The sequence below is a fragment of the Streptomyces dengpaensis genome (genome assembly GCF_002946835.1).
In the GTDB taxonomy this organism is placed as follows: domain Bacteria; phylum Actinomycetota; class Actinomycetes; order Streptomycetales; family Streptomycetaceae; genus Streptomyces; species Streptomyces dengpaensis.
Map to the genome: position 1 here is coordinate 6,329,033 of NZ_CP026652.1, position 18,382 is coordinate 6,347,414.

Genomic DNA, 18,382 nt, shown 5'->3' on the forward strand with positions numbered 1-18,382 from the left:
CACTGAGGACCGGGGAGCGGATACCGGAGGCGTACGAGGAGCACGTCGGGAGACGCGATGCAGAGGCATGGCATACGAGCGCTGGTCATGGCGGCGGCCGCGACGGCGGTCCTGGCCGTGGCCCTGACCGGCTGTTCGGACGACACCAGCCCTTCCGAGGCCGCTTCCCAGGCCGCGTCCGCCGCGTCGGTGGCCGGTGATGCGCTGGCCTCCGCGACCGCCGAGGCCGGCCGGAAGTTCGACGAGATCAAGGCCGGCGTGAACGCCAAGGGCGACGTGAAGCTCGACAGCCAGGTGACCACCGACTCCGCCGGGCGTGCGACCGCCAAGCTCACCGTCACCAACTCCGCGCCCTCGCAGAAGTCGTACGCCGTCCAGATCAACTTCCGCGACCAGGGCGGCAATCTCCTCGACACGGCCGTCGTCACCGTGGACGACGTCGCGGCGGGCGCCTCCAAGGACGCCACCGCGCGCAGCAACCGCACCCTCTCGGGCGACGTCACGGCCGACGTCGCCCGAGCCGTGCGGCACTGACGGCCGTGGTGCACAACGGTGCCACGGCCGCCCCGGCGGACCGTGCCGCCCAGGGTAAGGCGGCCCGCAAGCACGCCTCCCGCTCCTCGCACGCCGGATGGATCCCCTCGGCCCACCGCCCCGACCCCGTCGCCGTACTGGAACGGCAGGGCAGGGACCGGCTGCCGGAGCTGCTGCCGATCCGGTACGGGCGGATGACGGCGTCGCCGTTCGCGTTCCTGCGCGGTGCCGCCGCCGTCATGGCCGCGGATCTGGCGGCCCAGCCGCACACCGGCCTCACCGTGCAGCTGTGCGGCGACGCGCACCTCCTGAACTTCGGCCTGTACGCCTCCCCGGAGCGCACCCTGCTCTTCGACCTCAACGACTTCGACGAGACGTTTCCGGGCCCCTTCGAGTGGGACGTCAAACGGCTCGCGGCCAGTGTCGCGGTCGCGGCCCGGGAGAACGGGCACACCGAGGAACAGGTCCGCCGCGCGGCGCGGGCCGCGGCGGGCGCGTACCGCGAGCACGTACGGCGGCTCGCCGCGCAGGGCGAACTGGCCGCCTGGTACGAGCGCATCGACGCCGAGCAGATGCTCCCGCTGGTCCGCGCCGCCCGCCGCCGGGGGCGCGTCGAGTCGAACCTGACCCGCGTCCACCGCCGTACCAGCCTGCACGCGCTGGGCAAACTCACCGAGACCGTCGACGGACGCCGCCGCATCGTCCAGGACCCGCCCCTGCTGGAACCGGCCGGAGCCCCCGACATGGCCTCGCTCCGCAAGATCTTCAGCGACTACCGCTCCACGCTCTCCGAGGAGCGCCGTCTCCTCCTCGACCGCTACCGCTTCGTCGACGCCGCCCGCAAGGTCGTCGGCGTCGGCAGCGTCGGCACCCGCTGCTTCATCGTGCTGCTCGCCGGGCGGGACGCGGACGACCCGCTGTTCCTGCAGATCAAGGAGGCGCGCAAGTCCGTGCTGGAAGAGCATCTGCCCAGCGGCCCGTACGTCCATCCTGGGCATCGGGTCGTCGCGGGTCAGCGGCTGCTCCAGGCCGCGAGCGACATCTTCCTCGGCTGGATGACCGGGCCGGAGGGACGGGCGTTCTACTGGCGTCAGCTGCGCGACATGAAGGGCTCCGCGGAGGTCGGGGGCATGAGTCCCCAAGAACTGCGGAACTACGCCCGGCTGTGCGGCACCGCGCTGGCCCGCGCCCACGCCCGTTCCGGCGACCGCATCGCGATCGCCGCGTACCTCGGCGGCGCCGACACCTTCGACCGCGCCGTCGCGGACTTCGCGCTGCGCTACGCGGACCAGAACGCGGCCGACCACGCGGCGCTGATCGCGGCCGTGGCGGCGGGCGTGGTCCCAGCGCATCCGGGAGTCTGACCGCCGGCCGCGCCGCAGCCCTCGCCGTACAGCTGCAACACCCCCTCCACATAAGCCCCGAGCCGCCCGTCCCCGTCGTCCCCGAACGGAATCGGCCACGCCTCGGCGCCGGGAGGGGCGGTTCGATCACGCCGCCCCGCCCCGCGCCGCCGCCCGGCTCCCGGGCGCGAGAAAAGGAGATGCACGCGGAGTGACGGCTCCCCTACGCTGGACACGCGTTACGGAGCGGCTCACCACCGCTTTCCGCCGGACCGGCATCACCCGGCGGACTCAGAGTTACTCTCTTCGCACCGACTGGCGGCCGCCCACCCCCAGCGCCCCGTCGGATCTACCCGACACATCCAGTCATCACCCACGCCCACGGAGGCCCGTCATGGGCACCATCGTCATTTCCGGGACTGTTGTCCTGGTCGTCTTAGGATTCGGCAATCACATCTGGTGGCTCGCCGCGGTCGGCGTGCTCTTCATGTACCTGCAGTACGGGCGTGACTCGTCCTCGGCCTCCTCGTCGAGCGGCGGCTCCGCATCGGGATCCTCGTCGAGCGGCGGCTCCGCCCCGGCCTCCGGGCCTGCGACGTACAGGGCGTACCGCGACCGCCGTGACCGGCAGGCGAAGTGGGAGCGCCGCTACCGCCGCGAGCGCCCCCTGGAGTCCCGCCGCCAGGGACGCGAACAGAGCTAGCCGCTGGCCACCGGTTCACAGACCGGGCGGGGCGCCGGTTCACAGACCGGGCGGGGCACCGGTTCACAGACCGGGCGGGGCACCGGTTCACAGACCGGGCGGGGCACCGGTTCACAGACCGGGCGGGCCACCGGTTCACAGACCGGGCGCGCCCCAGATCGGGAACCAGCGGCCGAGGTCCTGCTCGATCCGCAGATCGTCGGCGAGTGCGGCCTTGATCTGCAGCTCCAGCGCGTTGTCGCGCCGCCGGCCCGCACCGGCCAGCGGCGCGAAGGGATAGAAGTTCCCGCGCTTGTAGAGATAGACGAGCCCGAGCCGCCGCTGCCCGGAATCCTGGAATCCCACGACGGAGCAGAGCAGCTGCGGGCCGAAGCCGCCCGCCTCCAGCGCGCTGTTGACCGCGTGCAGATCGCTCACCAGGGCGGGCAGGTCATCGGGTGCCCTTCGGGAGACCAGCCACGCGTACCCGTACTCGTCACGGGTGACCTCCACCGGCGGCCCCGTGCGCTCCGCGTCCGCGTCGAGCAGCTGCCGCACCTCCCCGTGCGCCTCCGCGAAGGCCGCGCCCTCGACGCTCGCGCAGCACACCGCACCCGTCCCGGTCGGCGTGAACCCGGCGGCCGCCTGGAGGGTCAGGGCCGCCGACGGCAGCCCGAAGAGCCGGTCGAGATCGGGCGCGACGGCTTTGGTACGGCCAAGCAGGATGTCCAGGAACCCCATGCTCAGACGGCCTTCCCGGGCGTCGCGGGCTCGCCCAACTCGGCGGATATCCGGGCCAGTTGTTCAAGCCGCTGCTCCAGGCTCGGGTGGGTGGAGAACAGCTTGGAGATGCCCGGCTCGGAGCCGAAGGCGGGCGTGAAGTAGAAGGCGTTGAACGCCTGCGCCGTCCGGAGATCCTTCGTCGGGATCCTGGCGATGTCCCCGGTGACCTTGGTCAGCGCGGACGCCAGCGCCGAGGGCCGTCCGGTGAGCAGTGCCGCGGCACGGTCGGCGGCCAGCTCGCGATACCGGGACAGGGCCCGGATGAGCAGGAAGCTGATCGCATAGACGGCCGCGGAGACCGTCATGACGGCCATGAACACGAGGGCCGTGTTCTGATCCCTCCGCCCCCCGCCGAGGAGCTGCGAGTAGAAGGCGAACCGCACGATCAGCCCCGCGAGCACCCCGAGGAACGACGCCACGGTGATCACGGCGACATCTTTGTGCGCCACATGCGACAGCTCGTGCGCGAGCACGCCTTCGAGCTCATGGGGCTCCAGGCGCCGCAGCAGCCCGGTGGTCACACACAGCACGGCATGATCGGCGTTCCGTCCCGTGGCGAACGCGTTGGGCATGTCCAGGTCGGAGACGGCGACGAGCGGCTTGGGCATGTCGGCCACGGCACACAGCCGGTCCACGACCCCGTGCAGCCGCGGAGACTCCTCCCGCTCCACGATCCGCCCGTGCATGGCGAACAGCGCGATCCGGTCCGAGAACCAGTACTGCGCGCCGAGCAGCCCCGCCGCGATCACGACGACCAGCACCCAGGACTTCAGCAGCACGATCAACGCGGCGACGAAGGCCACGTACAGCAATCCGAGCAGAAACAACGTGACCGTCATCCGCACGGTCAGCCGTCGATCGCTCTGGAACCGGCTCTGCATCTGCATCACCTCGCACCTAGGCAGTCATCCCGCCCTATCAAGGCACTCGTCCCGCTGTCCAGTGTGCACCTGCGGATGCCCATGAAGCGGTCCCGGCCAGCCCTGGGACAGGCAAAGGCCACCTGCTCTTTTCGCCCGAGATGCTGAGTGGTCGATGGGCGACTAGCCTTTTAGTCGTCGAAGGGCGACCAGCCTTTATCGATGGGCGATCAGCCTTGCGTGGCGATCAGCCCTAAATGAAGAGAGCCGCACTGCAGGGGTACGCCCGCTGCCGACGAAATCCCTGTTCACGGGGGACCCACAGCCCGATGTCATGGACGCGTCGTCGGCTTCAACGTGCTCCTCGTACGCAGGCGACTACCGCGCCCGGCATTTCCGCTGCGGCCCCGCGGCCATCTGCCATCCGTCTCGTGCCTCGAAAGACCGCACGAGGGGGTGGAGGGAGGATTAATCCATGAAGGCACAACGCGCGAGGCGTCTCATCGCGATGTCCGCCGTCGGCGTTCTGATGGCCGGCGGCGCCGCGATCGGCGCAGCAGGTACGGCCTCGGCAGCCGCCCCGACCCAGGTTCCCACCCATGGCTGTGACTACGGCCGTGGCGGGTTCGGCAACAACTGCTACGGCTTCGGCGGCTATGGCTATGGCTATGGCGGCTATGGCGGCTACGGCGGCTACGGCTACTACCCGTACGGCTACGACAACTTCAACCGCAATGGCGTCGTAGTCGTTGTGGTGCCCTGACGCAGCACGGCGGAGGGCCGCCACCTGAAGTGTTCAGGTGGCGGCCCTCCGCGTAGTGCCTGACGGCCCCGGATTCCGCGGACGTCGTCTTTAGACGTCGTAGTACAGCTCGAACTCGTGCGGGTGCGGGCGCAGCTGGAGCGGGGCGATCTCGTTGGTGCGCTTGTAGTCGATCCAGGTCTCGATCAGGTCGGACGTGAAGACGTCGCCCTGGAGCAGGAACTCGTGGTCGGCCTCGAGGGAGTCGAGGACGGCCGGGAGCGACGTCGGGACCTGGGCGACGCCCGCGTGCTCCTCGGGGGCCAGCTCGTAGAGGTCCTTGTCGATCGGCTCGGCCGGCTCGACCTTGTTCTTGATGCCGTCGAGGCCCGCGAGCAGCAGCGCCGAGAAGGCCAGGTACGGGTTGCCGGAGGAGTCGGGCGCACGGAACTCGACGCGCTTGGCCTTCGGGTTCGAGCCGGTGATCGGGATACGCATGGCCGCGGAGCGGTTGCGCTGCGAGTACACCAGGTTGATCGGAGCCTCGAAGCCGGGGACCAGACGGTGGTACGAGTTCACCGTCGGGTTGGTGAAGGCCAGCAGCGACGGGGCGTGCTTGAGGATGCCGCCGATGTAGTAGCGGGCGGTGTCCGAGAGGCCCGCGTAGCCCGCCTCGTCGTAGAACAGCGGGTCGCCGCCCGTCCACAGCGACTGGTGGACGTGCATGCCCGAGCCGTTGTCGCCGAAGATCGGCTTCGGCATGAAGGTCGCGGTCTTGCCGTTGCGCCAGGCGACGTTCTTCACGATGTACTTGAAGAGCATCAGGTCGTCGGCCGCGGCGAGCAGCGTGTTGAACCTGTAGTTGATCTCGGCCTGGCCGGCGGTGCCCACCTCGTGGTGCTGGCGCTCGACCTGGAGGCCGGAGTTGGCCAGCTCCAGGGAGATCTCGGCACGCAGGTCGGCGAAGTGGTCGACCGGCGGGGTCGGGAAGTAGCCGCCCTTGTAGCGGACCTTGTAACCGCGGTTGTCCTCGATGGCACCGGTGTTCCAGGCGCCGGCCTCGGAGTCGATGTGGTAGAAGGCCTCGTTCGACTTGGTGTCGAAGCGCACGCTGTCGAACACGTAGAACTCGGCCTCGGGGCCGAAGTACGCGGTGTCGGCGATACCGGTCGACGCGAGGTAGGCCTCGGCCTTCTTCGCCACGTTGCGCGGGTCACGGGAGTACTGCTCGCCCGTGATCGGGTCGTGGATGAAGAAGTTGATGTTGACCGTCTTGTCGCGGCGGAAGGGGTCGACGCGCGCGGTGGACAGGTCGGCGCGGAGCGCCATGTCGGACTCGTGGATGGCCTGGAAGCCGCGGATCGAGGAGCCGTCGAACGCGAGCTCCTCGGCCGGGTCGAAGGCCTCCGCCGGTACCGTGAAGTGCTGCATAACACCCGGCAGGTCGCAGAAGCGGACGTCGATGAACTTGACGTCCTCATCCGCGATGAACTTCTTGGCCTCGTCGGCGTTCTGGAACATCCAGCTCCTCCTACTCCCGCCCACAGTGGACCGGGGTGGTAGTTCGGTTGTGCGGCCAGTGCGGTGGCACACGCTGAGGCCGACACTAGGGACGGGTGATTTCTCCAGCGTGACCCATTTGTTTCACCCAAGTTAACCGACCCCCGCCTGCCGGGCCCCTCCTGTCCGTATGCCAAAACGGGAGCAGTACCGTGGACGGGTGGACAACAGGCAAGCAATCGGATCGTGGCTCTCCGGCCCCCGCGCGGCCGCGGAGGAAGCCGGTGTCGACTTCGGATACCGGGGCGAACAGCTCGGTCTGCCGGAAGAGGGGCCGGGCTCGATCGCCCGCCCGGGACGGCGGCTGGGTGCCCTGGCCGTCGACTGGGGCCTGTGCCTCTTGATCGCATACGGCCTGATCGCGGACAGCTACTACCGGGCGGCCCAGGTCTGGGCACCGCTCATCCTCTTCGTGCTGATCGTCCTCACGGTGGGCACGATCGGCTCCACCCCCGGCAAGCGGCTCTTCGGACTGCGGGTGGTCGGCCTGGACACAGGCCGCGTCCATCCGCTGCGCGTTCTGCTCCGCACGGTCCTGCTGTTCCTCGCCCTCCCGGCCCTCATCTGGGACCGCGACGGCCGGGGCATGCACGACCGCCTCGCACGCACCGTGGAAGTGCGGATCTAGCCGGGGAAGTACGGATCCAGGTCCTGTCGCCGTCCTGTCGCCTCGTACGACGATGGGGGCGCCGGAAATCTCCGGCGCCCCCATCGTCGTACGACTCGTAGGAGGGGTGTCAGCGGGTCTTCGGCCCGCCGCGCGGCATCCGCATGCCCTTGGGCATCGGACCCTTCGGGAGCGGCATGTTGCTCATCAGGTCGCCCATCGCGCGCAGCCGGTCGTTGGTCGTGGTGACCTGCGGGCCGGACAGGACGCGCGGGAGCTTCAGCATCGTCGTGCGGAGCTTCTTGAGCTCCACCTGGTCCTCGCCGGTGCCCACGAGGATGTCGTGCACCGGGACGTCCGAGACGATCCGCGCCATCTTCTTCTTCTCGGCGGCCAGCAGGCTCTTCACCCGGTTCGGGTTGCCCTCGGCGACCAGCACGATGCCGGCTTTGCCGACCGCGCGGTGCACCACGTCCTGGCTGCGGTTCATCGCCACCGCCGGGGTCGTGGTCCAGCCTCGGCCGATGTTGTCGAGAACGGCCGCGGCGGCGCCCGGCTGTCCCTCCATCTGCCCGAAGGCCGCGCGCTCGGCCCTGCGCCCGAAGACGATCGCCGTCGCGAGGAAGGCGAGCAGAAGCCCGAGAATGCCGGCATAGACCGGGTGGCCGATCAAGAAGCCGATCGCGAGGAAGACACCGAGGGTGACGATTCCGACAGCCGCGAGTACAAGACCGATCTTGGGGTCGGCCTTGCGGGTCATCTTGTAAGTCAGGGCGATCTGCTTGAGTCGCCCGGGTTCAGCAGCGTCCGCTGCGGTTTCCTTCCTCGCCATGCCACGAAGTCTACGTGGCCCGGGAGGCGTCGACGACGGCAGTACCGGGGGAGCGGGGCCGCGGTGCTGGGGGAGGGGTCGTTACGGACGTGTCGCGACGGATTCCAGCACGCGCTGCGCCTCGACCCGGTCCTTGGCACGGCGGCGGTCCTCCAGGACGGAGGTCCAGGCATTGCGGCGGGCCGTGCGCTGACCGCCGCTCATGAGGAGCGACTCGACGGCACGGAGTGCATCGGTGAACGACGGGATAGCGGTGGCGCGTACCGGCGCGGCCTGCATGATGGAGGTCCCCCCTAGGGTTCGGCGGCTCGGGCTGGGGTGGTACGGGGCGTGAGACGAGTGTCACTGATTGGTGTTACCAGGGCGTGACCGACCGGTCAAACACCAATGAAACCTTGATGTGACGGGTGCCGACCCTGACGCCGCCCTGACACCGTTCCCATCTGCGAGGACGGTCGCCACCGCATCGAACGGGCCGCTGCGGAGAGGGAGTTGCTTGTGTGCCGATTCACACCCGGGCGGTGGCACTGAGTGCCACCGCCCGGGTTGTACGGCGTGTCGGACCGCGTTCGGCCGTACGGGCCGGACGCCGCCGTACGCCGTTGTGCGCGCCGTCTCGCGTCGCTTTCCGCGTTGTCCCGCCTGTTGCCTCAGACCGCCTGCGAGGCGACGTACGCGCCTCGCTTCTCGACGGCCATCTGGTACAGGCGGCCGGCGCGGTACGAGGAGCGGACCAGCGGGCCGGACATGACGCCGGAGAAGCCGATCTCCTCGGCCTCCTCCTTCAGCTCCACGAACTCCTGCGGCTTGACCCAGCGCTCCACGGGGTGGTGGCGCACGGAGGGGCGCAGGTACTGGGTGATCGTGATGAGCTCGCAGCCCGCCTCGTGCAGCTGCTGGAGCGCCTCGCTGACCTCTTCGCGGGTCTCGCCCATGCCGAGGATCAGGTTCGACTTCGTGACCAGACCGTAGTCCCGGGCGTCGGTGATGACCTTGAGCGAGCGCCCGTAGCGGAAGCCGGGGCGGATGCGCTTGAAGATCCGCGGGACGGTCTCGACGTTGTGCGCGAAGACCTCGGGGCGCGAGGCGAAGACCTCGGCCAGCAGCTCCGGTACGGCGTTGAAGTCGGGGGCGAGGAGTTCGACCTTGGTGCGGCCGCCCTCGCGGCCGGCGGTCTGCTCGTGGATCTGGCGTACGGTCTCGGCGTACAGCCAGGCGCCGCCGTCCTCCAGGTCGTCGCGGGCGACGCCGGTGATGGTCGCGTAGTTCAGGTCCATCGTGACGACGGACTCGCCGACGCGGCGCGGTTCGTCACGGTCGAGCGCCTCGGGCTTGCCGGTGTCGATCTGGCAGAAGTCGCAGCGCCTCGTGCACTGGTCGCCGCCGATGAGGAAGGTCGCCTCGCGGTCTTCCCAGCACTCGTAGATGTTGGGACAGCCCGCCTCCTGGCAGACCGTGTGCAGGCCCTCGCTCTTCACGAGGCCCTGCATCTTCGTGTACTCGGGGCCCATTTTCGCCCGGGTCTTGATCCACTCGGGCTTGCGCTCGATGGGGGTCTGGCTGTTCCGGACCTCCAGGCGCAGCATCTTGCGTCCGTCGGGTGCGACTGCGGACACATCGGCTCCCTGTAGCTTCGATTCTTCGGCGTCCACCAGGGTACGCCCGTACGGTTCTCGGCCCCCGTGGTGGCCAACCTTCGGGAACGGGGGCGCATTCCCGGTGGTGTTTTTCGCCCCCGCTGCCGCCCTAAGCCGACGCCCGTTCCACAACGCGCGGCTTCAGCTCCGCGTTCTCCAGCACATCCCGGAGGTGCTTCTCCGCCACCGGCAGGGCCTCACCGATGGTGACATCGCGCCCCAGCTCGTTCGCGAGAGAGGTGACGCCGGCGTCACGAATCCCGCACGGGATGATCCGGTCGAACCACACGTTGTCCGGGTTCACGTTCAGCGCGAAACCATGCATCGTGACGCCCTTCGCGACGCGGATACCGATCGCGGCGATCTTGCGGTCCTCGCGGCGCTGCCCCGCGTTGGACGGCGCGTACTCCGGCCCGTTGAGCCGGGGGTCGAACTCCTCGTCGTCCCGCAGCCGCGGATCGAAGTCCAGGGAGAGGCCGCCGAGCGAGGCACGCTGCTCGACCGGGTCCCCGAGCACCCAGACCCCGCTGCGGCCCTCGACCCGGCTGGTCTCCAGACCGAATTCCGTACACGTCCGGATAAGTGCCTCTTCAAGGCGCCGTACATGTGCTACGACGTCCACCGGCCGAGGCAGCTTCAGGATCGGATAGCCCACCAGCTGGCCGGGACCGTGCCAGGTGATCTTGCCGCCACGGTCCACGTCGATGACGGGCGTGCCGTCGAGGGGCCGCTCGTCGTCCGCCGTCCGTCGGCCCGCGGTGTAGACCGGCGGATGCTCCAGGAGCAGACAGGTGTCGGGGGCCTCGTCCAGGAAGCGGGCGGCGTGCACACGGCGCTGCTCGTCCCACGCCTCCTGGTACTCGACGGCCTCGGCACCGAATCCCATGCGGACGAACCGCAGCTCACTCACGGCAAGCGCCTCCCTCGAACGTGTGTCAGGCATGTCATGCGCTCACGCCACTGTACGTCCGCCCGATTCCCGTCAGCCGGACGGGCAATCCTCACACGATCGGATGAATGGAGGCCGGAATGTGCGATCGGGTGCTCACTCTCCGCTACATTCGCGCCGTTCATGAGGCCATAAGGGCTGCTCACAGGCAATCCGGGCATGTCACAGGGACCCGGAAGGCAGGAGACCGCACCGCAGATGACGGAACGACCCGCGCAGCGCACCCCCAACCGCCAGCTCGCCGCGCTCATCGCAGAAGCGGGGTTCTCCAACGCAGGTCTCGCCCGTCGCGTGGACCAGCTCGGCCTCGAACACGGGCTCGATCTCAGATACGACAAGACATCGGTGACCCGGTGGCTGCGCGGACAGCAGCCCCGGGGCACCACACCCGCGCTGATCGCCGAGGTGTTCACCCGGCGCCTCGGCCGCCGGCTCAGCGCCCAGGACCTCGGGCTCGACGCCTGCGCCCCGGTGTACGCGGGCCTGGAGTTCGCCGCGACGCCCGAGGAGGCCGTCGACATCGTCAGTGGGCTGTGGCGCAAGGACTCCGGCAGCCACGCCGAACTGCGCAAGATCGCCTTCACCCCGGCCGGGCTCGTCGTCCCCAGCCGGGACTGGCTGATCGGCCGGGCCGACGACAAGGTCGGCCGCGGCGACCCGGGACCCGTGCGGATCCCGGCGCAGGGCCGCACGGACTCCCCCAAGTCCCCGGCTTCGCCCGAACAGGGGGGACCCCCATCCCGGCAGCGCAGCCAGACCGAGCGCGGCCCCGGACAGAAGGTCACCGGCGGCGACATCGCCGCGCTGCGCTCGGTGGGCGAACTCTTCCGCTCCCTCGACCACGCGTACGGCGGCGGGCACGCCCGCCAGGCCCTGGTCCGCTACCTGGAGCACGAGGCCGAGCCGATGCTGCGCGGCGCGTACGGCGAGCAGACCGGGCGGCGCCTGTTCGCCGCCGCCGCCGACCTCACCCGGCTCGCCGGCTGGACCTCGTACGACATCGCCGCGCACGGACTCGCGCAGCGCTACTTCGTCCAGGCGCTGCGCCTCGCGCAGGCGGCCGGGGACCGGGCGTACGGCTCCTACGTCTTGGTGACGATGAGCCGGCAGGCTGTCCATCTGGGCCATGGGCGGGAGGCCGTGCAGCTCGCGCGGGTCGCCCAGCAGGGCGCCGGATCGGCGGCGCCCCCCGTGGTGCAAGCGCTGCTGCACGCCGTCGAGGCGCGCGGGCACGGCGTGCTGGGGGAGGTGCGCGCCTGCACGGCGTCCCTCGTACGCGCCGAGCGCGCCCTGGAGACATCCCGGACCGGCGACGAGGTCCCGTACTGGGCGCGGTTCTTCGACGAGGCGCAGCTCGCCGACGAGTTCGGGCACTGCCACCGGGACCTTCAGCAGTTCCGCGCCGCGGCGCAGCACGCCGAGCGCTCGCTGCACCTGCGGGCGCCCGGCTATGCGCGCAGCCGGCTCTTCTGCCGCGTGGTGCTCGCCTCGGCACGGCTCGGGCTCGGAGAGCTCGACCAGGCCTGCCAGTTGGCGGTGGACGCCGCCGGGCAGGCGGTGGAGATGCGGTCGGTGCGGGCCGTGGAGTACGTGAAGGACTTCGAGCGCCGCCTGGAGCCCTACAAGGACGCGGCACCCGTACGCGGGTACCGGGAGAAGGTGGCGGCGCTCGGCTGAGGCGGCGGCTCAGGCCGCGGTCTCCAGGGTTTCGTGTAACGGGGCCGCCTGGGCGCCCAGGTCCGTGAGGAGGGCGTGGGCGGCCCGGCGGGCCGAGTGGAGCGCCCCCTGGACCGTGCTCGTGTCCCGGTGGTCGCCGCACACGTACAGGCCCGCCAGCAGCCGTACCGGGCGGCGCAGGTCGTGCGGCGGCGGCATCGCCGGGACCGCCTCGGGTTCGTGATGGACCGCGAGGAGTTCCCAGCGGGACGCCGACGTCCGGTAGAGGCGGGCCAGTTGGGCGCGGACCGCCGCGTCCAGGTGGGCGGCGGCCGGCGGTGTGCCCAGCACGGTCGAGGAGATGAGGGCGCGGCCCGCGGGGGCGCGCGTCGGGTCGACCTGGCTGATGACCGCGGTGTGCGCCACCGGGCCGCTCCGGTCGGCGTCCAGGAGCAGCGCCGGGTCGGTGAGCGGGGGCTCGTCCGTGGTGTGGTGCAGGACCGTCACCGGGTGGAAGGCGGGCACGTGCAGCCCCGGCAGCAGGTGGGCGGCGGCGCGGGCTCCGGTCGCGAGCACGATCGCGCGGCAGGTCAGTTCGCCGTGGTCCTTGGTCGTCACGCTCGTCGTGGAGACCGCGGTGACATCGACGCGCGTGCGGACCGTGCCCGGCGGGAGGGCGGCCGCGAGGAGCTCCGGGAGCGCGTCGGCGCCGCCCTCCGGCAGACACAGGCGGCCCGTCGCGAAGGAGTGCAGGGCTAGGTCCGCACTGCGGCTGGACGTCTGCAGGGCCGGGTCGCAGAGGAGCGCGGCGAGGAGGGGGCGCAGAAAGCCGTCGACCGTACGGGCCGGGAGGCCCCGGCTGGTGAGCGCCTGCGCGACGGGTACGTCGGGGCGTGCGAGGAGGCGGTCCGGTGCGGTGGTGGCCAGGCGGGCGAGGGCGGAGGCGAGCCGGGACTGGTCCAGCGGGCCGCCGAGGGGGCGACGGGGGGCGCTCGCGAGGGCGCGCGCGGTGGTGAGTGCGCCCCTTGCGCTCCGGGGGATGCCGGGGCCGGCGACGCGGTGGTGGCGGCCGTCGCTGTGCAGCAGGACGCCGGGGGAGAACGGGCGCAGGGTCAGGGAGTTCAGGCCCGGGGTGCGGCGCAGTTCGGGATACGAGGTGGACAGGAGCCGCCCCACTCGGTCCAGCCGGAAGCCGTCGACCTTCTCCGTGGACATCCGGCCGCCGACGGTCGGGGCCGCCTCCAGGACCCTGGTGGTCAGACCCGCCCTGGTCAGATGCCGGGCTGCCGCGAGGCCGGCTACTCCGGCTCCCACTATGACGACGTCAACGTCTTCTTGGCGTACGGGCTCTAGCACGTGCCCCTCCTCGAGGTTGCGCGGCCGGTGGGGACGTCATGCCCCCAACAGGCGTAGGGGATACCCGAGTTCGGGTCGAGGGTAGGGGCGGTGGCGGTCGGGGCAAGTGGCGCGGTGGCCGTGCACAGGCGCATGGGGGTGCATGTGGCCTGCCCGGCGGGGGTGCCCCCTCTCACACCAGCGCCGCCCTCAACGCTCCCTCGATCGACGGGAACGCGAACCGGAACCCGGACTCCAGAAGCCGCGTGGGCAGGACGCGCTGGCTGCCGAGGGTGTCACCGGCCATGTCGCCGAGGGCGAGACGGAGGAGGGGAGCCGGAGCGGTGAAGAGGGTGGGGCGGTGCAGCACGCGGCCCATCGCCTCGGTGATCTCACGGTTGGTCAGCGGCTCGGGAGCCGTCACATTCACCGGTCCTGACACCGACTCCGTATCGATGAGGTGCCGGATCGCGGCCACCTCGTCGTGCAGCGAGACAAAACTCCAGTACTGCCGCCCGTCCCCCATCCGCCCGCCGAGCCCCGCCTTGAAGAGCGGAAAGAGCTTCCCCCAGGCCCCGCCCCCGCGGGCCACCACAAGGCCCGTACGGACGCAGACCGTACGGACCCCCGCCTCCTGGGCCGGCCCCGTCGCCTCCTCCCACTCCACACACAGCGAGGGAAGGAACCCGTCCCCGGGCGGCGCCGACTCGTCCACCGCACGCCCGCCCGTGTCCCCGTAGAACCCGATCGCACTCCCGTTGACGAACACCCGCGGCGGCTCGTCCAGCGACGCCACCGCCTCGGCGAGCGTCGCCGTCCCCAGCACCCGGCTGTCCCGGATCTTCCGCTTGTACGCCTCCGTCCAGCGCCGCGAAGCGACCCCGGCCCCCGCGAGGTTGACCACGGCGGCGCAGCCGAGGAGGCCCGCCGCGTCGATCCGCTCCCGCTCCGGATCCCACCGGACCTCGTTCTTCGCGCGCGGCGCACGGCGGACGAGGCGGACCACCTCGTGTCCGTCCGCGGTCAGGGAGCGCGCCAGCGCCGAACCGATCAGGCCGGAGGCACCGGCGATCGCGATGCGGGAACCCGGGGCAAGGGGTGAGTGGCTCATGGGTTCATCCTGCCCGGACGGAGCGTTCATGCTGCCCGGACGGAAGGGGAAATGACGGGATGGCCCCTCGTACGGCCCCCGTACAGTGATCCGCATGCCAGATCCGTACATACGCGCCGGCGGCCCCGACGACGAGGACGTCCTCGGCCGGCTCGATCGCGCCGCCTGGTCCCCGCTGCACGCCGTCCTGCCGCGTCCCCGGCCGCCGTACGCTCCCTTCTTCGGCGAGCGGTCCGGCCCACGGGACCATCTCGTCGCCGAGCTCGGCCACACGGTCGTCGGCTACATCCGGCTGGTACCTCCGACTCCCCTCGCCTCCAACGCCCATGTGCGCCAGATCCAGGGACTGGTCGTCGCCGACGCGGCGCGCGGCGCCGGGGTCGGGCGCGCGCTGCTGCGGGCCGTGCAGGACGAGGCCCGCCGGCAGGGCGCCCGGCGGATCACGCTGCGCGTCCTCGGGCACAACACCCCGGCGCGCAAGCTGTACGAATCGGAGGGGTTCGCGGTGGAGGGGATCCTGCCCGAGGAGTTCCTGATCGACGGGGAGTACGTGGACGACGTACTCATGGGGCGCTCGCTCTGACCGGTTCCGTCGGGAGGCGACGAGGGGCGGCAGGAGGCGAGGAGGGGCACGAGGTGACGCGGGTCAGGAGGCGACGAGGTCGCCCGTGTCCACCGGCGCCGTGGCGTTCGCCGCCTGCCGGGCGTCGCTCGCGACCTCGTCCGCTGTCAGGACGTACGCCGTCCCGTCGTCCGAGGTCGAGCGGGCGAAGACGACGCCGTACACCTTGCCGTCGGTGGTGAGGAGGGGGCCGCCCGAGTTGCCGGGAAGCACCGTGGAGCGGATCGCGTAGATGTCGCGGGTGACGGTGTCCGAGTTGTAGATGTTCTGGCCGGTGGCGTTGATGCGGCTCGCGACGGTGGCCGCCTGGAGGTCGAGGCCGCCGTCCTGCGGGTAGCCCGCCACCACCGCCGAGTCGCCGCGCGTGGCGCTGTCGTCGAAGGAGAGGACGGGCGCCCGCAGACCCGGCACGTACAGGACCGCGACGTCCCTCTGCGGGTCGAAGAACACGACCCTGGCCTCGTACGCGGGTCCGACCCCGCCCACCCGGACGGTCGGCTCGTCGATGCCCGCCACCACGTGGGCGTTGGTCATCACATGCTCGGACGTGTAGACGAAGCCGCTGCCTTCCCGGCCCTGGCTGCCCGCGAAGCCCTCGACCTTCACCGTGCTCAGCTTCGCGGCGTTCGCCGCGGCCGCCGTGACGCTGTCCCCAGAGGGCTCCGCGACGCCCGCCGCCGGCTCGTTCTCGAACGGGTTGAAGACCTGCGGGAAGCCCGCCTCCGTGAGCGCGGAGGTCGCGCGCGAGAACCAGGTGGGCGTGGTTTCCGGCATCGCGTTCTGCACCGCGCCCAGCAGCGCCGAGTTGCGGATCGACTGCGTCACCAGCGTCGAGGAGGACGCGCCCAGGACGCTCGCGGCCACCCAGGCCACCAGCAGCACCGCCACCGTGTTCGCCGCCGCCCCGCCGACTCCGTCGGCCACCCGCAGCGGCCCGCGGTCCAGCTCGCGGCGCAGCTTCAGCGCCAGCCGTCCAGCCAGCTCGTGGCCCACCACCGCGGGTACCAGCACCGTCAGCACGGCCGTCACGGTCGCACCCGGCGTGCCTGCCGTGACCAGGTCCATCATCCACGGCAGCACCCATACGCCGATGACGGCGCCGCCCACGAAGCCGGCCAGCGAGACACAGCCGGCGACCAGCCCGCGGCGGTAGCCGGAGGCTGCGTAGACCAGGATCACCAGCATCAGCAGGAGGTCGAGCACGTCCACGGAGCCGCCTTTCTCTCGGGCCCCTTAGTACGCGCGGGGCGGGCCCAGTGATCAGACACGCGCGCGTGGCCCCGGGAAAGCGGCCACGCGTGCGCGGATACATAAAAACGTCCCGGACCGGGACGATGGTTCCACCAGGTGGCACATCGCACATCGCGGAGGGAACGGACCCGGGTCAGGGTGGGTCCCATGCGTGTCTTCCGGAGGACGCGGGGGGCCCGAGTGGGAGCTCGGGGATGGGCGTCGCGTGCGGTGCGGTCGGGGCGGGTGCGTGGGGCTCGCGCGATGCGTGGGGCCCGTGCGGTGCTTGGGCCTCGCGCGGGGCATCGGACTCGTGCGGCGCGTGGGGTTCATGATGCGGCGTATGGGGTTCGTGCGCCGTGGGGCGTGCGGTGGTGGGCGGGCGCAGGGACCGCGCGCGCCGGGCAGTTCACCTCGGGTGTGCGGATGCCGCGGGCGGTCCTCGTGGCGCTCGGGTGCGTGCCCGGGATCGCCGCCGTCGTGGCGCTCGTCATGTGCGCGGTCGGGGTGGAGCGGGTCCACGTCGACACGCCGCCGGTCGCCGCGCCGCGGCCCGCCGTGACCGTCCAATCGGCGGCCCGGCCGCCCATCGTGCCGCGGTCGCGATGGCTGGACGCCGCGAGCACGCACGGCCAGCCGCCGCCCCGCTACGACGACCGGGTCGTCGCGATCTTCGTCCATCACACCGACTCGCCGAACGGGTACGACTGCGCCGAGGCGCCCCGCGTCATCCGCGACCTCTACGCCGGGCAGACCGGCGCCAAGCAGTGGGACGACATCGGCTACAACTTCCTCGTCGACCGCTGCGGGACCATCTACGAGGGCCGCGCGGGCGGTGTCGACCGGCCCGTCACCGGGGCGCACGCGCAGGGGTTCAACCACCGGACCGCCGGGGTCGCGGCCATCGGCACGTTCACGGCGGGTACGCCGGTGCCGCGGGCGATGACCGAGGCGATCGCGGCGTTGGTCGCGTGGAAGCTGGGGATGTCGGGGGTGGATCCGCGGGGTGAGGTGCGGTTGGTGTCCAGCAACAACCACAGCCGCTTCCGGGCCGGGACCGCTGCCGAGTTGCCCGTGGTGGCGGGCCACAACGAGGGCTTCATGACCACCTGCCCGGGCCGCGCCCTGACGGCCCGCCTCCCCGAGATCCGGGAGCGGGCGGCCCGGCTGCAGGGGCGGTGAGTTTTTCGCCCCCTCCGCCCCTGCCCTTTCCCGTCCCTTGGGGGCTCCGCCCCCAAACCCCCGCTCCTCAAGCGCCGGAGGGGGCTGAACTTACCCAAGCGCTGCTTACCCAAGCGCTCGACGCGGCATCAGTCCTTGAAGCGCTCCCACAGCTTGGGGTAGCGCTCCGCGATGACCGACTCGTTCTCGAAGTCGAGCGGTGTGCCCTTGGGCTCGGCGGGTGCGGGCGGGATGCCCAGGTCGGGCGCGACGGTGCCGGTGAGCTGTTCGTACGCCTCGTCCGCCGCGTAGCCGAGCTCCTCGCCGTCGCCGTCGATCTCCTCGTCGAAGTCGTCCAGGAGGTCGGCGAGCGCGTCCGGATCGTGCACCGCGCCCTCGAAGACCTCCCGGCCCTGGCCGATCAGCCAGCAGCGGAAGAAGTCGAAGGCGTCGTCGCTGGCGCCGTCGAGCAGCACCCAGGCGGCGCCCCACAGGTCCCAGCGGTACGAGCGGTTGTAGCGGGCCTCGAAGTGGCGGGCGAAGTCGAGGACCGCGTCCGGGTCCAGCTGGACGAGCCGCTCCACGAGCAGGTCGGCCTGTTCCTCGGGGTCGCCCTCCGCGGCCTCGCGGGTCGTGTCCACCAGCTCCCAGAACTCCGTCTCGTCCATCACGGGTCAAGCATCGGGCCTGGACGGGAGGGGCGCACGTGGAGTGGTGCAGATTGTTATGCGTGCACAT

Annotated in this window: 19 protein-coding genes; 8 read left to right on the forward strand and 11 right to left on the reverse strand. The window is 71.2% G+C overall.

Features of this window, described 5'->3' with window-relative positions:
* Positions 1-57: 57 nt before the first annotated feature.
* The 3 genes from C4B68_RS29165 to C4B68_RS29175 all read left to right on the forward strand — a co-directional run bounded on the left by C4B68_RS29165 (position 58) and on the right by C4B68_RS29175 (position 2,580).
* Positions 58-534, forward strand: coding sequence for a hypothetical protein (locus C4B68_RS29165; protein ID WP_240634518.1), 477 nt, complete (start codon positions 58-60; stop codon positions 532-534).
* 5 nt (positions 535-539) lie between these two features.
* The gene (locus C4B68_RS29170; protein ID WP_240634519.1) at positions 540-1,898 is read left to right on the forward strand and encodes a DUF2252 domain-containing protein; all 1,359 of its coding nucleotides are present in this window, start codon (positions 540-542) and stop codon (positions 1,896-1,898) included.
* A 373-nt stretch (positions 1,899-2,271) separates the two neighbouring features.
* Positions 2,272-2,580 carry a hypothetical protein gene (locus C4B68_RS29175; RefSeq protein ID WP_099500883.1) on the forward strand — a complete coding sequence of 103 codons (309 nt, stop codon included), beginning with the start codon at positions 2,272-2,274 and terminating at the stop codon, positions 2,578-2,580.
* A 135-nt stretch (positions 2,581-2,715) separates the two neighbouring features.
* Here C4B68_RS29175 and pspAB read toward each other — a convergent pair whose 3' ends face one another.
* Both pspAB and htpX read right to left on the reverse strand, forming a co-directional pair.
* Entirely contained in the window at positions 2,716-3,300 is a 585-nt protein-coding gene (gene pspAB / locus C4B68_RS29185; RefSeq protein ID WP_099500884.1) for a PspA-associated protein PspAB, read from the reverse strand.
* 2 nt (positions 3,301-3,302) lie between these two features.
* Positions 3,303-4,223 (reverse strand): zinc metalloprotease HtpX, encoded by a 921-nt coding sequence (gene htpX / locus C4B68_RS29190; RefSeq protein WP_099501161.1) that lies wholly within the window; start codon positions 4,221-4,223, stop codon positions 3,303-3,305.
* Between the two features lie 454 nt (positions 4,224-4,677).
* Between htpX and C4B68_RS42530 the strand changes: the two genes are divergently transcribed.
* Positions 4,678-4,965: a hypothetical protein gene (locus C4B68_RS42530; RefSeq protein WP_180289220.1), complete on the forward strand. Its 288-nt coding sequence runs from the start codon at positions 4,678-4,680 to the stop codon at positions 4,963-4,965.
* Between the two features lie 90 nt (positions 4,966-5,055).
* Here the strand turns inward: C4B68_RS42530 and glnA are convergent, their stop codons facing one another.
* On the reverse strand, positions 5,056-6,465 hold the full coding sequence (gene glnA / locus C4B68_RS29200; RefSeq protein ID WP_099500885.1) for a type I glutamate--ammonia ligase: 1,410 nt from the start codon (positions 6,463-6,465) through the stop codon (positions 5,056-5,058).
* A 199-nt stretch (positions 6,466-6,664) separates the two neighbouring features.
* Between glnA and C4B68_RS29205 the strand changes: the two genes are divergently transcribed.
* Complete coding sequence (locus C4B68_RS29205; protein ID WP_099500886.1) at positions 6,665-7,132, forward strand: RDD family protein; 468 nt, start codon at positions 6,665-6,667, stop codon at positions 7,130-7,132.
* A gap of 109 nt (positions 7,133-7,241) precedes the next feature.
* Here C4B68_RS29205 and C4B68_RS29210 read toward each other — a convergent pair whose 3' ends face one another.
* The 4 genes from C4B68_RS29210 to lipB all read right to left on the reverse strand — a co-directional run bounded on the left by C4B68_RS29210 (position 7,242) and on the right by lipB (position 10,490).
* The gene (locus tag C4B68_RS29210) at positions 7,242-7,943 is read right to left on the reverse strand and encodes a DUF4191 domain-containing protein (RefSeq protein WP_099500887.1); all 702 of its coding nucleotides are present in this window, start codon (positions 7,941-7,943) and stop codon (positions 7,242-7,244) included.
* A gap of 81 nt (positions 7,944-8,024) precedes the next feature.
* Positions 8,025-8,222 (reverse strand): SCO2195 family GlnR-regulated protein, encoded by a 198-nt coding sequence (locus tag C4B68_RS29215; protein ID WP_099500888.1) that lies wholly within the window; start codon positions 8,220-8,222, stop codon positions 8,025-8,027.
* A 371-nt stretch (positions 8,223-8,593) separates the two neighbouring features.
* Entirely contained in the window at positions 8,594-9,559 is a 966-nt protein-coding gene (gene lipA / locus C4B68_RS29220) for a lipoyl synthase (protein WP_099500889.1), read from the reverse strand.
* Positions 9,560-9,689: 130 nt separating this feature from the next.
* Positions 9,690-10,490: a lipoyl(octanoyl) transferase LipB gene (gene lipB / locus C4B68_RS29225; RefSeq protein WP_099500890.1), complete on the reverse strand. Its 801-nt coding sequence runs from the start codon at positions 10,488-10,490 to the stop codon at positions 9,690-9,692.
* A 237-nt stretch (positions 10,491-10,727) separates the two neighbouring features.
* Between lipB and C4B68_RS29230 the strand changes: the two genes are divergently transcribed.
* On the forward strand, positions 10,728-12,206 hold the full coding sequence (locus tag C4B68_RS29230) for an NsdA family TPR-like regulatory protein (RefSeq protein ID WP_099500891.1): 1,479 nt from the start codon (positions 10,728-10,730) through the stop codon (positions 12,204-12,206).
* Between the two features lie 9 nt (positions 12,207-12,215).
* On the opposite strand, the gene C4B68_RS29235 is transcribed toward C4B68_RS29230, so the two are convergent.
* Together C4B68_RS29235 and C4B68_RS29240 are read right to left on the reverse strand one after the other, a co-directional pair.
* A complete protein-coding gene (locus C4B68_RS29235) occupies positions 12,216-13,541 on the reverse strand; it encodes an NAD(P)/FAD-dependent oxidoreductase (RefSeq protein WP_099500892.1) in 1,326 nt (441 codons plus the stop codon).
* A gap of 172 nt (positions 13,542-13,713) precedes the next feature.
* Entirely contained in the window at positions 13,714-14,631 is a 918-nt protein-coding gene (locus tag C4B68_RS29240; RefSeq protein ID WP_099500893.1) for a TIGR01777 family oxidoreductase, read from the reverse strand.
* Between the two features lie 85 nt (positions 14,632-14,716).
* Here C4B68_RS29240 and C4B68_RS29245 point away from each other — a divergent pair, with 85 nt between their 5' ends.
* The gene (locus tag C4B68_RS29245) at positions 14,717-15,214 is read left to right on the forward strand and encodes a GNAT family N-acetyltransferase (RefSeq protein WP_099500894.1); all 498 of its coding nucleotides are present in this window, start codon (positions 14,717-14,719) and stop codon (positions 15,212-15,214) included.
* Positions 15,215-15,277: 63 nt separating this feature from the next.
* On the opposite strand, the gene C4B68_RS29250 is transcribed toward C4B68_RS29245, so the two are convergent.
* Positions 15,278-16,462 (reverse strand): MarP family serine protease, encoded by a 1,185-nt coding sequence (locus C4B68_RS29250; protein WP_099500895.1) that lies wholly within the window; start codon positions 16,460-16,462, stop codon positions 15,278-15,280.
* A 447-nt stretch (positions 16,463-16,909) separates the two neighbouring features.
* Here C4B68_RS29250 and C4B68_RS29255 point away from each other — a divergent pair, with 447 nt between their 5' ends.
* The gene (locus C4B68_RS29255) at positions 16,910-17,665 is read left to right on the forward strand and encodes a peptidoglycan recognition protein family protein (RefSeq protein ID WP_099501163.1); all 756 of its coding nucleotides are present in this window, start codon (positions 16,910-16,912) and stop codon (positions 17,663-17,665) included.
* A 128-nt stretch (positions 17,666-17,793) separates the two neighbouring features.
* Here C4B68_RS29255 and C4B68_RS29260 read toward each other — a convergent pair whose 3' ends face one another.
* On the reverse strand, positions 17,794-18,312 hold the full coding sequence (locus C4B68_RS29260; protein WP_099500896.1) for a DUF4240 domain-containing protein: 519 nt from the start codon (positions 18,310-18,312) through the stop codon (positions 17,794-17,796).
* Between the last annotated feature and the right edge of the window lie 70 nt (positions 18,313-18,382).